Genomic DNA, 21,260 nt, shown 5'->3' on the forward strand with positions numbered 1-21,260 from the left:
GGAAGCCATGTTGAAGGGTGGCCCGGTCTGGGCATTGGGAACGATGTCGGGCACCTCGCTGGACGGGGTGGATGCGGCGATGGTGCTGACCGACGGGCTGCGCATTCTGGAATTCGGGCCCTCGGCCTATCGGCCCTACAGCCCCGCCGAACGCGAGGTCATCCGAAGGGCCTTCGGGCGCTGGCACGGCGAGGAGGGCGTGCGCGCGGCGGCCGAGGTGGTGGAAACCGCCCATGCCGAACTGCTGGCGCGCTTCGAGGGGGCCGAGATCGTGGGCTTTCACGGCCAGACGCTGGCACATGATCCGGTCGGGCGGCGGACGCATCAGGCCGGCGACGGGGCCGTCCTGGCCGAGGTCCTGGGCCTGCCGGTCGTCTGGGATTTCCGCACGGCTGATGTGGAACTGGGCGGGCAGGGCGCACCGCTGGCGCCGTTCTACCATCACGCGCTGGCGCGGCATGTCGGTGCCGCCGGGCCGGTCGGCTTCCTGAACCTTGGCGGGGTGGGTAACGTGACCTGGGTCGATCCCCGCATCGGCGCGCCCGAGGTGGCGGGGGCCTGCCTTGCCTTCGATACCGGCCCGGCCAACGCGCCGATCAACGATCTGATGCTGGCGCGACGCGGGACGGCGCAGGACGAGGGCGGCGCGCTTGCCGCAACGGGCCACGCCGACGAGGCGGTCCTGAGCCGGTTTCTGGCGCATCCCTATTTCTACAGGATGCCGCCGAAATCCTTGGATCGCAATGACTTCCGGTCGGTTCTTGAGGGGTTGGACGGCCTTTCCGATGCCGATGCCGCGGCGACGCTGACGGCGGCCGCCGCGCGGGCCGTGGCGCGGGGGTCCGAACATTTCCCCACGCCGGTGTCGCGGCTGCTGGTCACCGGCGGCGGGCGCCTCAACAGGGCGATGATGGCGATGCTGGCCAATCTGATGCCCTGCCCGGTCGAACCGGTCGAGGCCGCGGGGCTGGATGGCGACATGCTGGAGGCGCAGGCCTTCGCCTATCTGGCGGTCCGGGTGGCGCGCGGCCTGCCGACCTCGGCCCCCGGCACCACGGGGGTTCCTGCGGCGGTAGGAGGCGGGCGCATCAGCCGGCCGTGATCCGGTCAAGCCCCGGTCGGGTTGCGGCGAAGGGCGCGGCCAGCGGATGCGTTTCGCCCTTCAGGATCATCGCGGCCATGATTTCGCCCGCCAGCGCGCAAAGGGTGGCGCCGGAATGCATGACCGCAAGCCAGAGGCCCGGCAGGGGTGCGGCCCCGATCACCGGCAGGCCGTCGGCGGGAACCGGACGCCAGCCCACGGTGGCGCTTTCCAGCGCGATGGCCTGGCCGGGGAACATCGCGCGAAGCCTTTCGATCGTCGCGTCGGCAAGCACGCCCGGCGGGGCCGCCAGACGGTCGGCCCGGTCGGACTGGTGGCTGGCGGCTGCGGGGGCGATCAGGCGACCCGCGGCATCCTGCCGGATTTCCTGGTCCGGGGTGACGATGACCGGGTCCAGAACCCTTGCAAGCGGGCGCGTGGCGACCAGGACACCGGGCCGGTCGGGCAGGGCAAGTGCGATGCCAAGCGGTGCCAGCAGGTCGGGCGTTCCGGTGCCTGCCGCCAGAACGACGTGATCCGCCCCGATCCGCCCCGATGCCAGCCTGAGGCCGCAGGCACGGCCCGACGCGGTCTCGACCCCCGTGACGGGACAGCCCGTCCAGACTTCGGCCCCCGACGCGGCCAGAAGGCGGCGTGTCAGGCGCGCGGTGTCGGTTACGCCTTCGGTCGGGAAATGCAGCGCCCGGTCGGGTATCGCGGCCATGTGGGGCAGGCGCGCGGCCAGCGCCTGGCGGTCCAGCACCGCAACCGGATAGCCAAGCCCGCGCAGCCGTGCCTCGGTTCGGTCGAAGGCCTCGCCCGTTTCTTCCCACCACAGGCAACCCGGCCATGTGGTCGTCCCATGCGGCAGGTCCGCGTCCAGCCGGTGATGGGCGGCCATCGCCTCGGACCGCAGGGCGAAATGTGCCGCGTTCAGGAAAAACGAGGCGTTGATCCAGCCGAAGGACCGGCCCGAGGCCTGCGCTGCGGGCAGGCCCGCATCGACCACCGTCACCCGCGCCCCCGCCCGCGCAAGGCGGAAGGCGACGGCGGCGCCGATCACGCCTGCGCCGACGATGGCGACATGGGGCGCGCTCAACGCCCCACCTTGAATTCCTGTATCGTGTTGCCGCCATCGACCACGATCATCTGCCCGGTCAGATAGCTGGAGCCATCCGACGCCAGAAACAGGGCGACGCTGGCAATCTCGTCGGGGCGGCCGGGGCGGCCCACCGGGGTGCGGCGGCCTGCGGCGATCTCGGCCCGGCTCGAGGATCCGGTGTGGATCCAGCCCGGACCGATGGCGTTGCAGGTGATGCCGAAAGGCCCGTTTTCCAGTGCGATGGCGCGGGTCATGCCCAGCATCCCGGCCTTGGCCGTGGCATAGATCGCCGATCCGTCGATCGCCACAACAGGCCCCGTGACCGAGGACATCATCACGATGCGCCCATGCCCGCGCGCCTTCATCCCCGGAAGCACCGCGCGGCACATGCGGAAGGCCGATGTCAGGCTGATGTCGATCCCGAAATCCCAGGCGGCATCGGGCGCATCGGCCAGCGAGGTGCGCTTCTGCGGGCGGCCGGTCTGGGCCATGCCGGCGTTGTTCACCAGAATGTCGATCGGGCCGAGTGCCGCCTCGGTTTCTGCGACCAGCGCATCGACATCGGCCTGCCGGGTCAGATCGGCCGGACGGGCGAAGGTCGCGCCGCCCAGTTCGGCCTGACGGTCGAAGATGCGCGCGGTGGTCGAGGTGATGGCGACGCGCGCCCCCGCCTCGGCCAGCGCCCGCGCGCAGGCAAAGCCTATTCCGTCGGCGCTGCCCGCACCGGTTACCAGCGCCACGCGCCCTGCCACACCCGCCATGTCACCCCCCGTTCGTTGATCCGTCCGCCCGAAGGCTAGCGCCCCGTTGCGCGGCTGCACAGGGGGGATATTCTGACGGACAGGGCAGCAGCGGAAGGGGGCCAGATGACACCGGCAGACCGCATCATCGAACGGCTGGGGCTGCATCCGCATCCCGAAGGCGGGTGGTACAGGGAAACCTGGAAAGGGCCAGACCGCGAGGGGCGGGCCAGCGGAACGGCGATCCTGTTCCTGCTGAAGGCGGGCGAGCGCAGCCACTGGCACCGCGTCGATGCCGACGAGATCTGGCTCTGGCATGCCGGGGCGCCGCTGATCCTGTCGCTGGCTGAAACCGGGACGCAGGCCCGGGGCCACCGGCTTGGCCCCGACGTGCTGGCCGGCGAGACGCCGCAGGTCGTGGTGCCTGCCGGATGGTGGCAGGCGGCGGCCTCGACGGGGGCCTATACGCTGGTGTCCTGCACCGTCAGCCCCGGATTCCGTTTCGACGGGTTCGAACTGGCCCCGCCCGGCTTTGACATCCCCATGGGATAGGGGTGCGAAACCGGGCTGTTCACTTTCGGTTGGAACCTTCCCGGGCAAGGCGATAAGGCTGGATCCCGCAGCGCGAGAGAACAGCATGACCTCCCAGAATATCGACACGTCAAAGGGCTTTGCCTATGCGGTGACGGCCTATGTGATGTGGGGGTTCCTGCCGCTCTACATGAAGGCGCTGGCCCATATTCCCACGATCGAGGTCCTGGCCCATCGGGTCGTCTGGTCGCTTCCCGTGGCGGTGGCGGTGCTGTGGGCGCGCAGTCGGACGGCGGATCTGCGCACCGCGCTGAAGACGCCGCGGATGCTGGTGATGGGGGCGGTCACAGCCACGCTGATCGCGGTGAACTGGGGCATCTACGTCTGGGCGATCCAGTCGGGGCAGGCACTGGAGGCGGCGCTTGGGTATTACATCAACCCGCTGTTCTCGGTCCTGCTTGGCGCGGTCGTCCTGCGCGAGCGGCTTTCGCCCCTGCAATGGACGGCGATCGGGCTGGCCGCCGCTGCCGTCGCGGTGCTGACGGTGGAAACCGGAAGGCTGCCGCTGATCGCGTTGGCCCTGACACTGACCTGGGGGATCTATGCCTATCTGAAGAAGATGCTGCCGATCGGACCGAACCAGGGTTTCACGCTTGAGGTGATCCTGCTTCTGCCGGCGGCGCTGGCCTATATGGCCTGGGTGGGCGGGGATGCAGCCTTCGTCACCGGCACCGGATGGGATCAGGTGCTGCTCCTTTGCGCGGGTCTGGTGACGGCTGTGCCGCTGATGATTTATGCCAATGGCGCAAAGCTCTTGCGGCTGTCGACGATCGGCATCCTGCAATACATCGTGCCGACGATGATCTTCCTGACGGCGGTCTTCCTGTTCGATGAACCCTTCGGCCATGCCCGTGCCATCGCCTTCCCGATGATCTGGGCGGCGCTAGCGCTTTACACGGTGGAACTGTTGCGCGCCTCCCGGCGCAGGGAAAAGCCCGCGGAGTGATCCGCGGGCCAAAGAATTTTCGTCGAAAATTCTTCCGCTACCCTCAGGCGCGCAGGATGCTGCGGCCGGCGTATTCGGCGACCTCGCCCAGCATTTCCTCGATCCGGATCAGCTGGTTGTACTTCGCCAGACGGTCGGACCGGGCCAGCGAGCCGGTCTTGATCTGGCCGCAGTTGGTGGCGACAGCCAGATCGGCGATGGTGGCGTCTTCGGTCTCGCCCGAGCGGTGGCTCATCACGTTGGTGAACCGGGCCCGGTGCGCCATGTCCACGGCCTGCAGCGTTTCGGTCAGGGTGCCGATCTGGTTGACCTTGACCAGCATCGAATTGGCGCAGCCCTTCGCGATGCCTTCGGCCAGACGGCGCGGGTTGGTCACGAAAAGGTCGTCGCCCACCAGCTGCACCTTGTGGCCCAGCCGGTCGGTCAGCATCTTCCAGCCTTCCCAGTCGTCCTCGGCGCAGCCGTCCTCGATCGAGATGATCGGGTAGTCGGCCACCAGTTTCGCCAGGTAATCGACATTTTCCTCGGAAGTCAGCGTCAGGCCCTCGCCCTTCATCGCGTACTTGCCGCCGCGGAAGTATTCGGTCGAGGCGCAGTCGAGCGCCAGATAGATGTCCTGGCCCGGTTTGTAGCCTGCCTTCTCGATGGATTTCAGAATGAAATCAAGCGCGTCACGGGTGGAGCTGAGGTTGGGCGCAAAGCCGCCCTCGTCGCCGATGCCGGTGGAAAGCCCCGCAGCCGACAGTTCCTTCTTCAGCGTGTGAAAGATTTCGGACCCCATCCGCACCGCTTCGCGGATGTTCGCCGCGGCGACCGGCATGATCATGAATTCCTGGATGTCGATCGGGTTGTCGGCATGTTCGCCGCCGTTGATGATGTTCATCATCGGCACCGGCAGAACACGGGCCGAGGTGCCGCCGACATAGCGGTAGAGCGGCTGGCTGGTGAATTCGGCCGCTGCCTTGGCGACCGCGAGCGAGACACCGAGGATGGCATTCGCGCCAAGCCGCGACTTGTTCGGCGTGCCGTCCATCTCGATCATGGTGCGGTCGATGCCGACCTGGTCGGTCGCGTCATAGCCGATCAGTTCCTCGGCCAGTTCGCCGTTGACTGCGGCCACGGCCTCCAGGACGCCCTTGCCCATGTAGCGGGACTTGTCACCGTCGCGGCGTTCCACCGCCTCATGCGCGCCGGTCGAGGCGCCCGAGGGCACGGCCGCCCGGCCCATGGCGCCGCTTTCCAGAACCACATCCACCTCGACGGTGGGATTGCCGCGGCTGTCGAGAATCTCGCGGGCGTGAATGTCGATGATCGTGCTCATGGAAGGCTCCTTTGCGGGGCAGGGGCTGGGTCGGGGCAGCGGCCGGCGTTATCCGTCCGGTTTCGTGTTGCCCGGTCTTTACTGCCCGGTCTTTACTGCGTTGCAGCGTTCATGGAAAGGGCGCGCTTCAGCCGCCGTTCGCGGGCGAATGTGTAAAGCCCCGAGGCGATGATCAGCGCGGCGCCCAGAAGCGTGGCCGAGTCGGGCCTTTCGCCGAAGACGAGGATGCCGATGATCAGCGCAAAGACCAGGCGCGCATAGCGGAAGGGGGTCACGGTCGCAACCTCGCCAAGGCGCATCGCCTCGGTGATTGCCCAGTATCCGACGATGCCGCCCGTCAGCGCGCAGGCCAGCCAGAGAATCTGCAGGGGTTCGGGCCAGACCGCGCCGCCAGACACGGCCAGCATCGCCCCGCCCAGCAACGCGACCGCGGCAAAGCCCCAGACCGAAAGCTGGGTGCTGGATACGGTGCGCGGCACACGGCGCGTGGCAAGGTCGCGCAGCGACAGGCCCGCCACGGCCAGCAGCGCCCAGAGGGCATTGGCATCGAATCCCGAAAATCCCGGCCGGATCACCATCAACACCCCGCAAAAGCCCACGAGAATCGCGGTCCAGCGCCGCCAGCCGACAGACTCGCCCAGAAACAGCGCCGCGCCGAAGGTCACGGCCAGCGGCATCGCCTGCAGGATCGCGGACACCGTGGCCAGCGGCACCAGCGCAAGCGCGGTGATGAATCCCCAGGTGCCGATGACCTCGCCCGCATTGCGCCAGATCACCGTGGGGTGCAGCGCATCGCGGGTCCAGACACGCGCGCCCTTGCGATGCGCCAGCCAGCCAAAGACCGGAATCCCGCCAAGGCCCAGGAACATCAGGATCTGTCCGGTGGGCATGTCCACGGCGACGAACTTGACGAACATGTCCTCGATGGCGAAGGCCGCCATCGAGCCCACCATCAGAAGGATCGCGCGCAGGTTGCTGCGGGCGTCCATCACCGCCGCGCCTTGAGCGGCACGCCCAGAAGCTCCAGCCGGTGGCCGATCAGCCGATATCCCAGGCGCTGCGCGATTCGTTCCTGAAGCGCCTCGATCTCGGGGTCGACGAATTCCACCACCTCGCCGGTCTGCACGTCGATCAGGTGGTCGTGGTGGTCGCGGTCCGCATCCTCGTAGCGGGCGCGCCCGTCACCGAATTCCAGCCGTTCCAGGATTCCGGCCTCTTCGAACAGCTTCACCGTGCGGTAGACGGTGGCCAGCGAGATCTTCGGGTCGATCCGGCTGGCGCGGGCATAGAGTTCCTCGACGTCCGGGTGATCCTCGGATTCGCCTATCACGCGCGCGACAATCCGGCGCTGATCGGTCATGCGCAGGCCCTTTGCTTCGCAGCGGGAGATGATCGTGTCGGACACAGCAAGACGCCCCGGTGGTTCCGGGGCGTGATCTAGCGGAAAGGGGCGGGTTGCTCCACCCCTTTTCGGTCAGCTGTAAAGCCTGGGCGCGCCGGCGTGATCGTGGATCGCGTTGACCTCGCGCGGGTCAAGGCCAAGCGCCTGCGCCAGGTCGTGCAGGTATTGCGCCTCGTTGCGGCTGTCGAGGTCGATGGCCATCAGCGACATCAGATAGACCTGCTGTTCCATGCCTTCGGGCACCTGCCGCGCCAGCCCTTCGACATCCACGGGCGAGGCGAGTTCGGCGTTGACGAAGGCGATCTCCTGTTCGCTGGCGTCGCCCAGATTCTCGGTAAGCTTCTTCTTTTCCGCCGCGTCGAGCTTGCCGTCGCATTTCGCGGCCTGGATCATCGCCTTCAGCATCAGGGCCGCCGCCAGTTCCTGTTCGCGGGTGGTCGATTGCGGTTCGCGGCCCTGCAACGCGTCGTCGAAGAGCGAGCCCAGACCACCAAGGCCGCCTGCGCCGCCCCGCGCCGCGGTGGTGCCGCCCATTGCGCCACCCAGCAGGCCACCCAGAAGGTCGCCGATCCCGCCGTCGCCCGCGCCGCCAGCCGCGCCGCCGCCCGTCATGCCCTTCAGCAGGTCTTCAAGCCCGCCCGAAGGCGCCTGTGTGCGCCTCGTGCTGGTGCGCGTTGCGCTGCCGCGGGTCTGGCCGCCACCGGCAAGCTGATCCAGAAGGTCGCCAAGCCCGCCGCCCGTGTTGGCGCTGCCGCGCCGCGTCGTTTTCGCCGAGGGGCCGCCTGCCAGAATATCGCCCATCATGTCGCCAAGACCGCCCGGCGCGGCGCCGGTGTCGATCCGGGTGCCACGCCCGGCGTTGGGTGCATAGGTCGCCCCCGTGGCGCCGGGAAGGCCGTTCCTGGCGACATGGCTTACGCCCTTGGCGATGGCCACACCGATCGCCACCTTGGCCAGCGTTTTCACAAGGCTCATTCCGCGCTCCTCACTCGTTCCGCGCCCGGCCAGGACGGCAGGCCGCCTGCGCAACATCGTCCCCGGTTGCATGGCGCGCGGTCAATCGAAAAGATGGGGGAAAATCGGCGCTCCGGTCCCAGGTCCGGAGGATCGGCGCCGGTCAGCCGGTCACGGGGGCAGGAATGGAGCGGAAAGACAGGCTCGACGCGGTCGGGGTATCGGCGCTTCTGGGCGTTTCGTTCCTTCTGGCGATCAACCAGATCCTGATTAAGGCGGTGAACGCCGGGTTGCAGCCGGTCTTTTTCGCCGGTCTGCGGTCGCTTCTGGCGGTGCCGTTCGTGGTGGGCTGGATGGTCTGGCGCGGGCGCGCGCCGCGCCACCGGCCGGGCACGGCGGGGGCGGGGCTGGCGATGGGGGCGCTTTTCGCGGTGGAGTTCCTCGCGCTCTTCATCGCGCTTGATCTGACCACGGTCGGGCGCGCCGCGATCCTGTTCTACACCATGCCGATGTGGCTGGCGGTGATGGCGCATCTGGGCCTGCCAGGCGAACGGCTGACAGCCTTGCGGGCGGGCGGACTGGCGCTGGCCTTTCTGGGCACTGCCTGGGCCTTGTCGGACCGCGCCGCCGGGGCGGGGCAGGCGAGCCTTGCGGGGGATCTTTGCGCGATCCTCGCTGCGGTTTGCTGGGCAGGGACGGCCTTCATTGCCCGGCGCCCGACGATGGCTGCCGTCGGGGCCGAGATGCAGCTTCTGTGGATGGTGACGGTGTCGGCGCCGCTGTTGCTGCTGGCGGCACCTGCCTTCGGTCCGCTGATCCGCGAGCTGCAACCCTGGCACCTCGGCGGGCTCTTGTTCCAGTCGGCGATCGTGGTGGCGGGGGGCTTTGTGACCTGGCTCTGGCTTCTGGGGCGGTATCCGGCGGCGACGGTGGCGTCGTTCTCGTTCCTGACGCCGGTCATCGGTCTATTCCTTGGGGTCATCCTGTTTGGTGAGCCCCTTACATACCAGATATTGGGGTCGGCCGGTCTGGTGGCGGCGGGAATCATCCTGATCAACCGGCGCCGGTGAGTCGCCATACCGTGGGTCTGCCGCGCCGCGAGCCGGGGGCGGGGCGCTGGCTTTCTTGCTGCATTGCGGCATAGATTGCCGCAATGCAGCAGCTTGCCGGTGCGCTACGCCGGTTCACGCGATCAATCAGCGCGACGGCCTAAGGGGCGCGATTTTCTTGGGAAAGCGGCGATGCCCGGCGGCCGGGCGACAAGTGATCCCCCGCTGATCCCCCGGTTTGTCCACAGGATCGTTCACAGGGCCGTGAATCACCGGCCCATGACCGGAAAACCACAGCCGTCCCGGTCAAGCGCAAAAACCCGGTCGATGGTGAAAATTTTCCGTTGATCCATGTCGCGATATACGACAGTTTGACTTGGCGGCGCGGGTAGCCACTAAATCTAGTGGTCGCGACGGGGACAGAACTTCGAAAACGAAAACGCGCCTTCCTGGGCAGCGTCAGCCGGTCTGCATGTTCGGGGACCGGACGGAGGTTTTTTGCCCTGTCTGCCAGCGCCCTTGGGACCATCGGCCAGGGCGCGGACGCCTTGCCGCAAAAGTGTGGAGACGGGGCAGATATGAAGATCGAGCGGAAATTCACCACCGAAGAAACCGGCGCCTATGGTGCCATGAGCTTTACCACGACCGTGTCGGAGATCCGCAATCCCGACGGCAAGGTCGTGTTCCGCAATGACGCGGTTGAGGTGCCGGAAGGCTGGAGCCAGGTCGCAAGCGACGTTCTGGCGCAGAAGTATTTCCGCAAGGCCGGCGTGCCCGCGCGGCTGAAGCGCGTGAAGGAAAAGGGCGTGCCCGAATTCCTGTGGCGCTCGGTCGCCGACGAGGAGGCGCTTGCGAACCTGCCGCTGGAACAGCGGATCGTGGGCGAAACCTCGGCCAAGCAGGTCTTCGACCGTCTGGCAGGTGCATGGGCCTACTGGGGCTGGAAGGGCGGCTATTTCACCACCGAGGCCGATGCCCGCGCCTATTACGACGAAATGCGCTTCATGCTGGCCAACCAGATGGCCGCCCCGAACAGCCCGCAGTGGTTCAACACCGGGCTGCACTGGGCCTATGGCATCGACGGCCCGTCGCAGGGGCATTTCTATGTCGACTACAAGACCGGCGAACTGACCAAGTCGGCCAGCGCCTATGAGCATCCGCAACCGCATGCCTGCTTCATCCAGTCGGTCAAGGACGATCTGGTGGGCGATGGCGGCATCATGGACCTGTGGGTGCGCGAGGCGCGGCTGTTCAAGTACGGCTCGGGCACGGGCACGAACTTTTCGTCCCTGCGTGGCGAGGGCGAAAAGCTGTCGGGCGGCGGGAAGTCTTCGGGGCTGATGGGCTTCCTCAAGATCGGCGACCGCGCGGCGGGCGCGATCAAGTCGGGCGGCACCACGCGGCGCGCGGCGAAGATGGTGATCTGCGACATGGATCACCCCGATGTGGAACAGTTCATCAACTGGAAGGTCATCGAAGAGCAGAAGGTGGCAAGCCTTGTCGCCGGCTCCAAGATGCACGAACGCCAGCTGAACGAGATCTTCGCGGCGATCCGCGCCTGGGACGGCAGCAGCGAAGATGCGGTCGATCCGGCGAAGAACGCGGCCCTGAAGGGCGCGATCCGGGGTGCCAAGAAGTCGATGATCCCCGAAACCTACATCAACCGCGTGCTGCAATACGCCCGGCAGGGTTTCGGCTCGATCGAATTCCCGACCTATGACACCGACTGGGATTCCGAGGCCTACATCAGCGTGTCGGGCCAGAACTCGAACAACTCGGTCCGCGTCACCGACGCCTTCCTCAAGGCCGTGAAGGACGACGCCGACTGGGAGCTGGTGCGCCGCACCGACGGCAAGGTGGCCAAGGTGGTGAAGGCGCGCGAGCTGTGGGATCAGGTCGGCCACGCCGCCTGGGCCTGCGCCGACCCCGGCATCCAGTTCCACGACACGGTGAACGCCTGGCACACTTGCCCGGCCGATGGTCCGATCCGCGGGTCGAACCCCTGTTCGGAATACATGTTCCTCGATGACACGGCCTGCAACCTGGCCTCGATGAACCTGCTGACCTTCTTCAAGGACGGCAAGTTCGATGCGACGGCCTATGTCCACGCCAGCCGCCTGTGGACCGTCACGCTGGAGATCAGCGTGATGATGGCGCAGTTCCCCTCGAAGGAGATTGCGCAGCTGTCCTACGACTTCCGCACGCTGGGGCTTGGCTATGCCAACATCGGCGGGCTCTTGATGAACATGGGCCTTGGCTACGATTCGGCCGAGGGACGCGCGCTTTGTGGTGCGCTGACCGCGATTATGACGGGCGTCTCCTATGCCACCTCGGCCGAGATGGCCGCCGAACTCGGGCCGTTCCCCGGATATCAGCGGAACGCCGACCACATGCTGCGCGTCATCCGCAACCACCGTGCCGCCGCCCATGCGACCGGCCACTATGAAAGCCTGAACGTCGCCCCCGTGGCGCTGGATCATGCCAACTGCCCCGATCAGGCGCTGGTTGCGCTGGCGAAATCGTCCTGGGACGAGGCGCTGGCCCTGGGTGAAAAGCACGGCTACCGCAACGCCCAGACGACGGTGATCGCGCCGACGGGCACCATCGGCCTGGTGATGGATTGCGATACCACCGGGATCGAGCCCGATTTCGCGCTGGTGAAGTTCAAGAAACTGGCCGGCGGCGGCTATTTCAAGATCATCAACCAATCGGTTCCCGCCGCGCTGGAACAGTTGGGCTATCGTCCGCACGAGGTGGCCGAGATCGTCGCCTATGCGGTGGGTCACGGTTCCATCGCGCAGGCCCCGGCGATCAACCACACCGCGCTGATCGGTCACGGCTTCGGCCCGCGCGAGATCGAGAAGATCGAGGCGGCGCTTCCCTCGGCCTTCGACATCCGCTTCGTCTTCAACCAGTGGACCCTGGGCGAGGAATTCTGCCACGGAACCCTGGGCATCCCGGCCGAAAAGCTGAACGACCCGACCTTCGACCTGCTGCGCCACCTCGGCTTTACCAAGGCCCAGATCGACGCCGCGAACGACCATGTCTGCGGGACGATGACGCTGGAAGGCGCGCCGCACCTGAAGCCGGAACACTATCCGGTCTTCGATTGCGCCAACCCCTGCGGCAAGAAGGGCAAGCGTTACCTGTCGGTGGAAAGCCACATCCACATGATGGCGGCGGCACAGTCCTTCATCTCGGGCGCGATTTCCAAGACGATCAACATGCCGAACACGGCAACGATCGCGGAAACGCTGGCGGCCTATGAACTGTCGCATTCGCTGGGGATCAAGGCCAACGCGCTTTACCGCGACGGCTCGAAACTGTCGCAGCCGCTGGCCGCCGCCCTGGTCGAGGATGACGAGGAGGCCGAGGAAATCCTCGCCACCGGGTCGATGCAGGAAAAGGCCGCCGTCCTTGCCGAGAAGATCGTCGAGAAGGTGATCGTCAAGGAGATCGTGCGCAGCCACCGCGAAAAGCTGCCCGAACGCCGCAAGGGATATACCCAGAAGGCGATCGTGGGCGGGCATAAGGTCTATCTGCGGACCGGCGAATATGCCGACGGTTCGCTTGGCGAGATCTTCATCGACATGCACAAGGAAGGTGCGGGCTTCCGGGCGATGATGAACAACTTCGCCATCGCGGTGTCCGTGGGCCTGCAATACGGCGTGCCGCTGGAGGAATTCGTGGAGGCCTTCACCTTCACCAAGTTCGAACCGGCCGGCATGGTGCAGGGCAACGACTCGATCAAGAACGCGACCTCGATCCTGGATTACATCTTCCGGGAACTGGCGATCTCGTATCTCGACCGCACCGACCTTGCCCATGTGAAGCCGCAGGGGGCCAGCTTCGACGATCTGGGCGGCGGGTCCTACGAGGGCCAGCAGAACGTGACCCCGGTTTCGGAAACCGCGGCCTCGAAGTCGCTGGAAGTGCTGAAGCAGATCAGCTCCACCGGCTATCTGCGCAAGCGCCTGCCGCAGGAACTGGTGGTGTTGCAGGGCGGCATGGGGGCGACCGCGCTGAACGGCGCCGATCCGGTGACCGCGCTGAACATGCTGGTGCCCGAAACCGCCCGCGCGGCGACCGCCGCCGCCGGCGCGACCGCGCTGACCTCGGGCACCGTCAGCATGGACGCCCGCACCCGCGCCAAGCTTCAGGGCTATGAGGGCGAGGCCTGCGGCGAATGCGGTAACTTCACCCTGGTCCGCAATGGCACCTGCATGAAGTGCAACACCTGCGGCGCCACGAGCGGGTGCAGCTGATCGGCGCGAAACCTCACGCGTGACATGAGGAACATCATGCAATGGCCCCGGAAACGGGGCCATTTTTCGTTTGGGTGTGGGGGAATATGCGCGGCATGAGCCTGCCGAATGATCCGCTGCCGGGGGCCCTTGCGCTGTCAATCCGGGCAGGCGCGGGTTCAGCCCAGCAGATACGCCCGGGCGGCCGCATCGAAGCCCTGCACCGTCAGGCCCTGCGCCAGCGCCGCCTGAATCTCGGCCCGCAGGCGCATCCGTTCGGCGTTGGCGGCGGCGGGGTCGGACTCCAGCAGCGCGCCGAAATCGGGGTGTAGGGTGACGCGGGCCACCTCGGCCACGGGCGGGGGGGCCTGCCCGGACGCGCGCGCCGTGACGGCGGCGCTGTCCAGATGCCAGTCGGCCAGCACCCGGTCGGACGGGGCGCCCTGATTGATGCCCGCCATTTCCCCATAGTAATCAGGGAAATAGGTGGCGATCCTCGCACCAAGACGGCCCACGTTCAGCGCGGCATTGGGCAGGCGGGCGGGGTCGAACGTCCAGCGCACAAGGGTGATTCCGCGCGCAAGGCACCAGTCGCGCTGATGCCATTTCAGCCTGAGCCCAAGGCCAAGCCCTCGCGCATCCGGGTGCACGGCCAGGCGATGCGAATGTTGCACACCGGGCGTGGCGGTGGGAAAGCCGAAGACATAGCCCATCAGCCGCCCGTCGCCGGAAAACGCCCCGGCGCAGATCCCGCCCTCGTGCTGGATCACCATCATCAGGTCCGCGGGGTCTTCCTTGTCGCCTTCGCCCCAGACGGTCCGCTGCAAGGCTTCGGCCATGCGGAATTCGGCCATGCCTTCAAGGTCCTTGATCGTGATCTTCATGCGCGGAACACCTCGGGCGCGGTGCTGACCTGATCCAGGAAGTCCTCGTCCAGCGTCACCCCGATGCCGGGGCCGTTGGGCACGGGCATGCGGCCTGCGACCACCTCAAGCGGTTCGTTCACAATGTCGCGGGTGAAGTATCGGCTGGCCGACGAGACATCGCCCGGCTTGGTGAAGTTCGGGAGCGTGGACAGGTGAATGTTGTGCGCCCGGCCGATCCCGCCCTCCAGCATACCGCCGCACCACACGGGCACATCGAAGGCCGCCGCCAGATCATGGATGCGGCGCGATTCCAGATGGCCGCCCACGCGCCCCGGCTTGATGTTGACGACCCGTGCCGCATCGGTCTGAAGCGCCTTGCGTACGTCCGATACCGTCTTCAGGCATTCGTCGAGGCAGATCGGCGTGGCGATCCGGCGCTGCAGTTCGGCGTGGTCGTGGATGTCGTTCCAGGCCAGCGGCTGTTCGATGTAGTCCAGATCGAAGGCATCCATCGCGCGCAGCAAGGCAGTATCCGAAAGCCGGTAGCAGGAATTCGCGTCCACCGTCAGCTTCGTGCCGGGAAAGGCCGTGCGGGCCGCGCGTAGCAGTTCCAGATCATGCCCCGGTTTCACCTTCAGCTTGATCCGCTGATAGCCCTGGTCCAGATGCGCCGCGATCCGGTCAAGCGTTCCGTCGATCGGGCCGATGCCAAGCGACACGCCCACGGAAACCGCATCGCCGGTTCCGCCAAGCACGGACTTCAGCGGCAGGTTCAGCGACTTGGCCCAAAGATCCCAGAACGCCATCTCCAGCGTGGCAATCGCCATGCGATGCCCGCGCCAGGGGGCCAGAAGCGGCGAAAGGGCCTCAGGATTGTCCCATGCGCGGCCCAGAAGGCCGGGGATCAGCACCTGTTTCAACAGGTCCAGCGATCCGGGCAGCGATTCCTCCAGATAGTCGGGCAGAGGGTCCATCACGCCCTCGCCATAGCCCTCGATCCCGTCCGCTTTCAGCACCAGAAGGGGAAACAGCTTTTCCCGCATCGTGCCGGTGGCGATGGTGAAGGGGGTGACAAGCGGCAGGCGCACAAGGCGCAGTTCGGCTCTGTCGATGCGAAGGGGGGCGCGGGTCGGGGTCATCTGTGCCTCGTCTGACGGATGGCGCAGGTTAGGCGGCAGTGCGGGGCGGCTGCAAGCCACCCCGTTTCCGCTGGTCATATCTTGGCCAATCCTCTGGACATAACGCGCGGGCGCGGAAAGCCGGATGATGAACGCAGGGGCCGCCGCCCGCCGCCCGCGTGGGGCGGGCCAGGTGGCCCATCAGCTTTCAACAGGAGAGAATGCCATGGAAGGCATGAACCAGATGAACGACATGAGCGCCGTGGTCGAGGCCGACCGCGCCCATGTCTGGCACCATCTGATCCAGCACAAGCAGTTCGAAACCATCGACCCTCGCGTCATCGTCGAAGGCAAGGGGATGAAGGTCTGGGACGCCAAGGGCAAGGAACATCTGGATGCCGTCTCGGGCGGGGTCTGGACGGTGAACGTAGGCTACGGGCGCGAGTCGATCGCGAATGCGGTCCGCGACCAGCTGATCAAGATGAACTATTTCGCGGGCGCCGCGGGGTCGGTGCCGGGTTCGATCTTTGCCAAGCGGCTGATCGAGAAGATGCCGGGGATGAGCCGGGTCTACTATTCCAACTCAGGCTCGGAAGCGAACGAGAAGGTCTACAAGATGGTGCGCCAGATCGCGCATCGTCACCACGGCGGCAAGAAGTGGAAGATCCTCTATCGTGACCGCGACTATCACGGCACCACGATCGCCGCGCTGGCCAGCGCCGGGCAGGACCAGCGCGCGATGCAATATGGGCCCTTCCCGGATGGTTTCGTGCGGGTGCCGCATTGCCTGGAATACCGCAAGCAGTGGGATGTGGAGAATTACGGCGAACGCGCGGCCGATGCCATCGAAGAGGTGATCCTGCGCGAAGGCCCCGATACCGTGGGCTGCCTGATCCTCGAACCCGTCACCGCCGGGGGCGGTGTGATCGTCCCGCCCAAGGGATACTGGGAGCGCGTGCAGGAAATCTGCAAGAAATACAACGTCCTGCTGGCCATTGACGAGGTGGTTTGCGGCGTCGGGCGGACCGGCGTCTGGTTCGGCTACCAGAACTACGGGATCAAGCCGGATTTCGTGACCATGGCCAAGGGCGTGGCCTCGGGCTATGCGGCGATTTCCTGCACCGTGACGACCGAGGCGGTGTTCGAGATGTTCAAGGACGACCCGACCGATCCGATGAGCTATTTCCGCGACATCTCGACCTTCGGGGGCTGCACCTCGGGGCCGGCGGCGGCGCTGGAAAACATGCGCATCATCGAGGACGAGGGCCTGCTGGACAACACCGTGAAGATGGGCGAGCGCTGCCTGTCGAACCTGCAAGCGCTGATGGACAAGCACAAGGTCGTCGGCGACGTGCGCGGCAAGGGGCTGTTCCTCGGGGCCGAACTGGTGGCCGATCGCGCCACGAAAGAGCCCGTTGACGAAAAGCAGGCGCAGGCGGTGGTGGCCGATTGCATGGCGCAGGGCGTCATCATCGGGGTGACGAACCGCAGCCTTCCGGGGCTGAACAACACGCTGTGCCTGTCGCCCGCCCTGATCGCGACGCCAGATGACATTGACCGCATCACCGATGCGATCGACGGCGCCTTGACCCGCGTCTTCGGCTGATCGCCGGACGCCGGAAACGCGACCCGCCCAAGGTGTGCCCCCGGTCCGGACCGGGGGCATATCCTTTTGGTCGGTGCCCCGGACCGGAAAGGCCTTGACGTGCCGCCCGTTGGCAGGCCTATAGGGCCAGAGCCCTTGCACCTTAGGTCCAGAATGGCGGTTCCCGTCGAAAGCTTCTTCCTGACGCCCGGCGCCACCGGCACGCTGCAACAGCAGATCCGGCAGATGGTGACCGAGGGTATCCTGTCGGGGCGGCTGCGTCCGGGTGACCGGATGCCGTCCAGCCGGGGCCTCGCCAATCACCTGGGGATCAGCCGGATCACCGTGACGCTGGCCTATACCGACCTTGTCGCCTCCGATTACCTGACCTCGCGCGGGCGGTCGGGCTATTTCGTATCGTCCGAGGCCCCCACCGCGCCCGAACTTGAGGTTCCGGCACGGGGGGCGGGGCAGGGCTATGACTATGACCGGATCACCGGGCGGCGCTGGTCGCGTCTGGCACGGGTGGCCCGGCCCGAGGACTGGCAGCGCTATCCCTATCCGTTCATCTACGGACAGGCCGATGCGACGCTGTTCGATCACCAGAACTGGCGCGCTTGCGCGCTGCGGGCCCTGGGAAAGCGCGACTTCGAGGCGCTGACCTCGGATTACTACGACAGCGACGATCCGCTGCTGATCGAATACATCCTGCGCAACATCCTGCCCCGCCGCGGGATCGCGGCACGGCCGGGCGAGGTTCTGCTGACGCTGGGGGCGCAGAACGCGCTCTGGCTTGCGGCGCAGGTCCTGCTGGGGCCGGGACGCCGCGCCGTGGTGGAAAACCCCGGCTACACCTCGTTGCGCGGTATACTGGAGCAGGCCGACGGAACCGTGGTGCCGGTCGATGTGGACGATGCGGGCCTGCCGCCCGAGGCGCTGCCGCAGGCGGCCGATGTGGTCTTTGTCACCCCCAGCCACCATTGCCCGACCAATGCCACCATGCCGCTCGCCCGTCGTCAGGCGCTTCTGGCGGCGGCGCGCGAACGGGATTTCGTCATCGTCGAGGATGATTACGAATTCGAGATGTCGTTCCTCAGGACGGTGTCGCCCTCGCTGAAATCGCTCGATGCCGAGGGGCGGGTGATCTATATCGGATCGTTTTCCAAAAGCCTCTTTCCCGGCCTCAGGCTGGGGTATCTTGTCGGTCCGGAAAGTTTTATCCGCGAGGCGCGGGCCTTGCGCGCGGATGTGCTGCGCCACCCGCCGGGCCATGTGCAGCGGACGGCGGCCTATTTCCTGTCGCTCGGTCATTATGACGCTATGATCAACCGGATGAAGGCCGCCTATCGCCGCCGCCGCACGGTGATGGAAGAGGCCATCGCCGAACATGGGCTGACGGTAGCGGGGCAGGGCGGCTTTGGCGGATCGAGCTTCTGGATGCGCGCGCCCGATCATGTGGATACGGGCGAACTGGCGCTGCGGCTGCGGGCGAAGGGCGTGCTGATCGAACCGGGTCAGGTGTTCTTTGCCCGTGAAGGCGCGCCGCGCAACTATTACCGGCTTGCCTATTCCTCGATCCCGCAGGGACGCATCCCCGACGGCATCCGCCTGATCGCCGAAGGGATTGCGGCAACTGGCCATAAGCCGGTTGCCTGACTGGCCCTAATCGGGCGCGCGGCTTGTCCGTAGATTGCCCGAAAGGCCCCTAGCGGCCGACAGGGATCAGGGAGAGACGCCGATGAAGATGACGACCGAAGAGGCCTTCGTCAAAACGCTGCAGATGCACGGGATCGAACATGTGTTCGGCATCATCGGATCGGCCTTCATGCCGATTTCCGACCTGTTTCCCAAGGCGGGCATCACCTTCTGGGACTGCGCGCATGAAGGTTCGGGCGGAATGATGGCCGATGGCTACAGCCGCGCCACCGGCAAGATGGCGATGATGATCGCCCAGAACGGCCCCGGCATCACCAATTTCGTGACCGCGGTCAAAACCGCCTACTGGAACCACACGCCGCTTCTTCTGGTGACGCCCCAGGCCGCGAACAAGACGATCGGGCAGGGCGGGTTCCAGGAAGTGGAACAGATGGCGCTGTTCAAGGACATGGTCGCCTATCAGGAAGAGGTGCGCGACCCCTCGCGCATCGCCGAGGTGCTGAACCGCGTGATCATGAACGCCCGCCGCGCCAGTGCCCCCGCGCAGATCAACGTGCCGCGCGACATGTTCACCCAGGTCGTCGACATCGAGCTGCCCCGGATCGTCGAATTCGAGCGGCCCGACGGTGGCAGCGCCGCGCTGGACGAGGCGGCGCGGCTTCTGTCCGGGGCGAAGTTCCCGGTCGTGCTGAACGGGGCGGGCGTGGTGCTGGGGGGCGCGATCCCGGCCTCGATGCGGCTGGCCGAACGGCTGGATGCGCCGGTCTGCGTGGGCTATCAGCACAACGACGCCTTCCCCGGCTCGCATCCGCTGTTCGCCGGGCCGCTTGGCTACAACGGATCGAAGGCGGCGATGGAACTGATCGCGCAGGCCGATGTGGTTCTGGCGCTTGGAACCCGGCTCAACCCGTTCTCGACCCTGCCGGGATACGGGCTGGATTACTGGCCGAAAGAGGCCGCGATCATCCAGGTCGATATCAACCCCGCCCGGATCGGGCTGACGAAGAAGGTATCGGTCGGCATCGTCGGGGACGCCAGGAAGGTGGCCGAAGGCATCCTTTCCCGGCTGTCGAAGACGGCGGGCGATGCGGGCCGCGCCGAACGCCGCGCGCTGATCGCGCAGAAGAAATCCGCCTGGGCGCAGGCGCTGGCCTCGATGGACCACGAGGACGACGATCCCGGCACCACCTGGAACCAGCGCGCCCGCGCCGCCAAGCCCGACTGGATGAGCCCGCGCATGGCCTGGCGCGCGATCCAGGACGCGCTGCCGCGCGAGGCGATCATCAGCAGCGACATCGGCAACAACTGCGCCATCGGCAATGCCTATCCGACCTTCGAGGCGGGACGGAAATACCTGGCGCCGGGCCTTTTCGGCCCCTGTGGCTATGGCCTGCCCTCGGTGGTGGGGGCCAAGATCGGCTGCCCCGACGTGCCGGTCGTAGGCTTTTCCGGCGACGGGGCCTTTGGCATCGCAGTGACGGAACTGACAGCCATCGGCCGCCCGGAATGGCCCGCAATCACGCAGGTGGTGTTCCGCAACTACCAGTGGGGCGCGGAAAAGCGCAATTCGACGCTCTGGTATGACGACAATTTCGTGGGCACCGAACTGGATACGCAGGTGTCCTATGCGGGCATCGCGCGGGCCTGCGGGTTGCAGGGCGTGGTGGCCCGCACGATGGACGAACTGCGCGAGGCGCTGAAAAAGGCCATCGACGATCAGATGACCCACGGCAAGACCACCCTGATCGAGGCGATGATCAACCAGGAACTGGGCGAACCCTTCCGCCGCGACGCGATGAAGAAGCCGGTCGAGGTGGCGGGCATCCGCCGCGAGGACATGCAGACGCAACAGCCGGCATGAGCCTTCCCTTCGATCTGTCGCCGGGGGCCGCCGCCTTCATGGCGGTGGCGCTGTTCGGGGCGGCCTGGGTCAGGGGCTATTCCGGCTTTGGCTTTGCGGCGCTGGTCGTCACTTCGGCCGCGCTTGTCACCAACCCGCTGCATTTCGTGCCGGTGGTGCTGATCGCCGATATCCTGATGACGGCGCAGCAACTGCCCGGCATCTGGCGCCATGTGGACAAGCGGCGCGCGGTCACGCTGTTTCTGGGCGCTCTGGTGGGTGTGCCCGTCGGGGTCTGGGCGCTGTCGGGGATGGGGGTCGATCCGGCGCGTGCCGTGATCTCGGCCTTCGTGCTCGGGATGTCGCTGCTGCTGTGGCGGGGCTGGCGGTTCCGGGGGCATGTGGGTGACGGCGGGCATGTCGCGGTGGGGGTGCTGTCGGGCATCGCCAACGGCGCGGCCGTGGGGGGGCTGCCCGTCGCCGTGTTCTTTGCCGCCCAGCCGATCGCCGCGGCCACCTTCCGCGCGACGGTGATCGCCTATTTCACGCTGCTTGACCTGTGGTCGGTGCCGTTGATGTGGGCCGCGGGCATGATCGGAAGCGACACGCTGGTTGCCACGGCGCTGTCGATGCCTATCCTGATCGTGGGCATCTGGCTTGGCAGCCGACATTTCCACCGGTCCGAACCGCGCGACTTCCGCCGCTTCGCGATCCTGCTGCTGATCAGCCTTTCGGTGCTGGGATTGGTCAAGTCGGTGATCTGAG

At 66.6% G+C, this 21,260-nt stretch carries 17 protein-coding genes; 9 read left to right on the forward strand and 8 right to left on the reverse strand.

The features are described from left to right. The first annotated feature begins 7 nt into the window (after positions 1 to 7). Complete coding sequence (locus E7811_RS12280; protein WP_136394948.1) at positions 8 to 1,102, forward strand: anhydro-N-acetylmuramic acid kinase; 1,095 nt, start codon at positions 8 to 10, stop codon at positions 1,100 to 1,102. Here the strand turns inward: E7811_RS12280 and E7811_RS12285 are convergent. After that, positions 1,089 to 2,180, reverse strand: a complete 1,092-nt coding sequence (locus E7811_RS12285; RefSeq protein ID WP_168733015.1) for an NAD(P)/FAD-dependent oxidoreductase — start codon at positions 2,178 to 2,180, stop codon at positions 1,089 to 1,091. The genes E7811_RS12280 and E7811_RS12285 overlap by 14 nt on opposite strands. Further along, positions 2,177 to 2,944, reverse strand: coding sequence for an SDR family NAD(P)-dependent oxidoreductase (locus E7811_RS12290; protein WP_136394950.1), 768 nt, complete (start codon positions 2,942 to 2,944; stop codon positions 2,177 to 2,179). The genes E7811_RS12285 and E7811_RS12290 overlap by 4 nt, the downstream gene beginning before the upstream one ends. A 105-nt stretch (positions 2,945 to 3,049) precedes the next feature. Between E7811_RS12290 and E7811_RS12295 the strand changes: the two genes are divergently transcribed. Beyond that, positions 3,050 to 3,475, forward strand: a complete 426-nt coding sequence (locus E7811_RS12295) for a cupin domain-containing protein (RefSeq protein WP_136394951.1) — start codon at positions 3,050 to 3,052, stop codon at positions 3,473 to 3,475. Between the two features lie 85 nt (positions 3,476 to 3,560). Further along, a complete protein-coding gene (gene rarD, locus E7811_RS12300) occupies positions 3,561 to 4,460 on the forward strand; it encodes an EamA family transporter RarD (protein WP_136394952.1) in 900 nt (299 codons plus the stop codon). Positions 4,461 to 4,503: 43 nt separating this feature from the next. Here rarD and eno read toward each other — a convergent pair whose 3' ends face one another. The 4 genes from eno to E7811_RS12325 all read right to left on the reverse strand — a co-directional run bounded on the left by eno (position 4,504) and on the right by E7811_RS12325 (position 8,158). Next, complete coding sequence (eno, locus tag E7811_RS12305) at positions 4,504 to 5,781, reverse strand: phosphopyruvate hydratase (RefSeq protein ID WP_136394953.1); 1,278 nt, start codon at positions 5,779 to 5,781, stop codon at positions 4,504 to 4,506. Positions 5,782 to 5,873: 92 nt separating this feature from the next. After that, entirely contained in the window at positions 5,874 to 6,770 is an 897-nt protein-coding gene (locus E7811_RS12315; protein WP_136394954.1) for a DMT family transporter, read from the reverse strand. Continuing rightward, positions 6,770 to 7,186 carry a Fur family transcriptional regulator gene (locus E7811_RS12320; RefSeq protein WP_136394955.1) on the reverse strand — a complete coding sequence of 139 codons (417 nt, stop codon included), beginning with the start codon at positions 7,184 to 7,186 and terminating at the stop codon, positions 6,770 to 6,772. The genes E7811_RS12315 and E7811_RS12320 overlap by 1 nt, the downstream gene beginning before the upstream one ends. 69 nt (positions 7,187 to 7,255) lie before the next feature. Next, positions 7,256 to 8,158 carry a tellurite resistance TerB family protein gene (locus tag E7811_RS12325; RefSeq protein WP_136394956.1) on the reverse strand — a complete coding sequence of 301 codons (903 nt, stop codon included), beginning with the start codon at positions 8,156 to 8,158 and terminating at the stop codon, positions 7,256 to 7,258. A gap of 164 nt (positions 8,159 to 8,322) precedes the next feature. Between E7811_RS12325 and E7811_RS12330 the strand changes: the two genes are divergently transcribed. Further along, entirely contained in the window at positions 8,323 to 9,207 is an 885-nt protein-coding gene (locus E7811_RS12330) for a DMT family transporter (protein WP_136394957.1), read from the forward strand. A gap of 557 nt (positions 9,208 to 9,764) precedes the next feature. After that, on the forward strand, positions 9,765 to 13,451 hold the full coding sequence (locus tag E7811_RS12335) for a vitamin B12-dependent ribonucleotide reductase (protein ID WP_136394958.1): 3,687 nt from the start codon (positions 9,765 to 9,767) through the stop codon (positions 13,449 to 13,451). 158 nt (positions 13,452 to 13,609) lie between these two features. Here E7811_RS12335 and E7811_RS12340 read toward each other — a convergent pair whose 3' ends face one another. Beyond that, positions 13,610 to 14,314 carry a GNAT family N-acetyltransferase gene (locus E7811_RS12340; RefSeq protein ID WP_136394959.1) on the reverse strand — a complete coding sequence of 235 codons (705 nt, stop codon included), beginning with the start codon at positions 14,312 to 14,314 and terminating at the stop codon, positions 13,610 to 13,612. After that, positions 14,311 to 15,435 (reverse strand): o-succinylbenzoate synthase, encoded by a 1,125-nt coding sequence (menC, locus tag E7811_RS12345; protein WP_136394960.1) that lies wholly within the window; start codon positions 15,433 to 15,435, stop codon positions 14,311 to 14,313. Before menC ends, E7811_RS12340 begins: the two co-directional genes overlap by 4 nt. Before the next feature lie 205 nt (positions 15,436 to 15,640). Between menC and tpa the strand changes: the two genes are divergently transcribed. The 4 genes from tpa to E7811_RS12365 all read left to right on the forward strand — a co-directional run bounded on the left by tpa (position 15,641) and on the right by E7811_RS12365 (position 21,259). Beyond that, complete coding sequence (gene tpa, locus E7811_RS12350) at positions 15,641 to 17,020, forward strand: hypotaurine--pyruvate aminotransferase Tpa (RefSeq protein ID WP_136395211.1); 1,380 nt, start codon at positions 15,641 to 15,643, stop codon at positions 17,018 to 17,020. 153 nt (positions 17,021 to 17,173) lie between these two features. Beyond that, positions 17,174 to 18,655, forward strand: coding sequence for a MocR-like pyridoxine biosynthesis transcription factor PdxR (pdxR, locus tag E7811_RS12355; RefSeq protein ID WP_136394961.1), 1,482 nt, complete (start codon positions 17,174 to 17,176; stop codon positions 18,653 to 18,655). Between the two features lie 82 nt (positions 18,656 to 18,737). After that, complete coding sequence (xsc, locus tag E7811_RS12360; RefSeq protein WP_136394962.1) at positions 18,738 to 20,516, forward strand: sulfoacetaldehyde acetyltransferase; 1,779 nt, start codon at positions 18,738 to 18,740, stop codon at positions 20,514 to 20,516. Next, positions 20,513 to 21,259: a sulfite exporter TauE/SafE family protein gene (locus E7811_RS12365; protein WP_136394963.1), complete on the forward strand. Its 747-nt coding sequence runs from the start codon at positions 20,513 to 20,515 to the stop codon at positions 21,257 to 21,259. The genes xsc and E7811_RS12365 overlap by 4 nt, the downstream gene beginning before the upstream one ends. Position 21,260 lies beyond the last annotated feature (1 nt).

Source organism: Aliigemmobacter aestuarii (assembly GCF_004799285.1).
Lineage (GTDB): Bacteria > Pseudomonadota > Alphaproteobacteria > Rhodobacterales > Rhodobacteraceae > Aliigemmobacter > Aliigemmobacter aestuarii.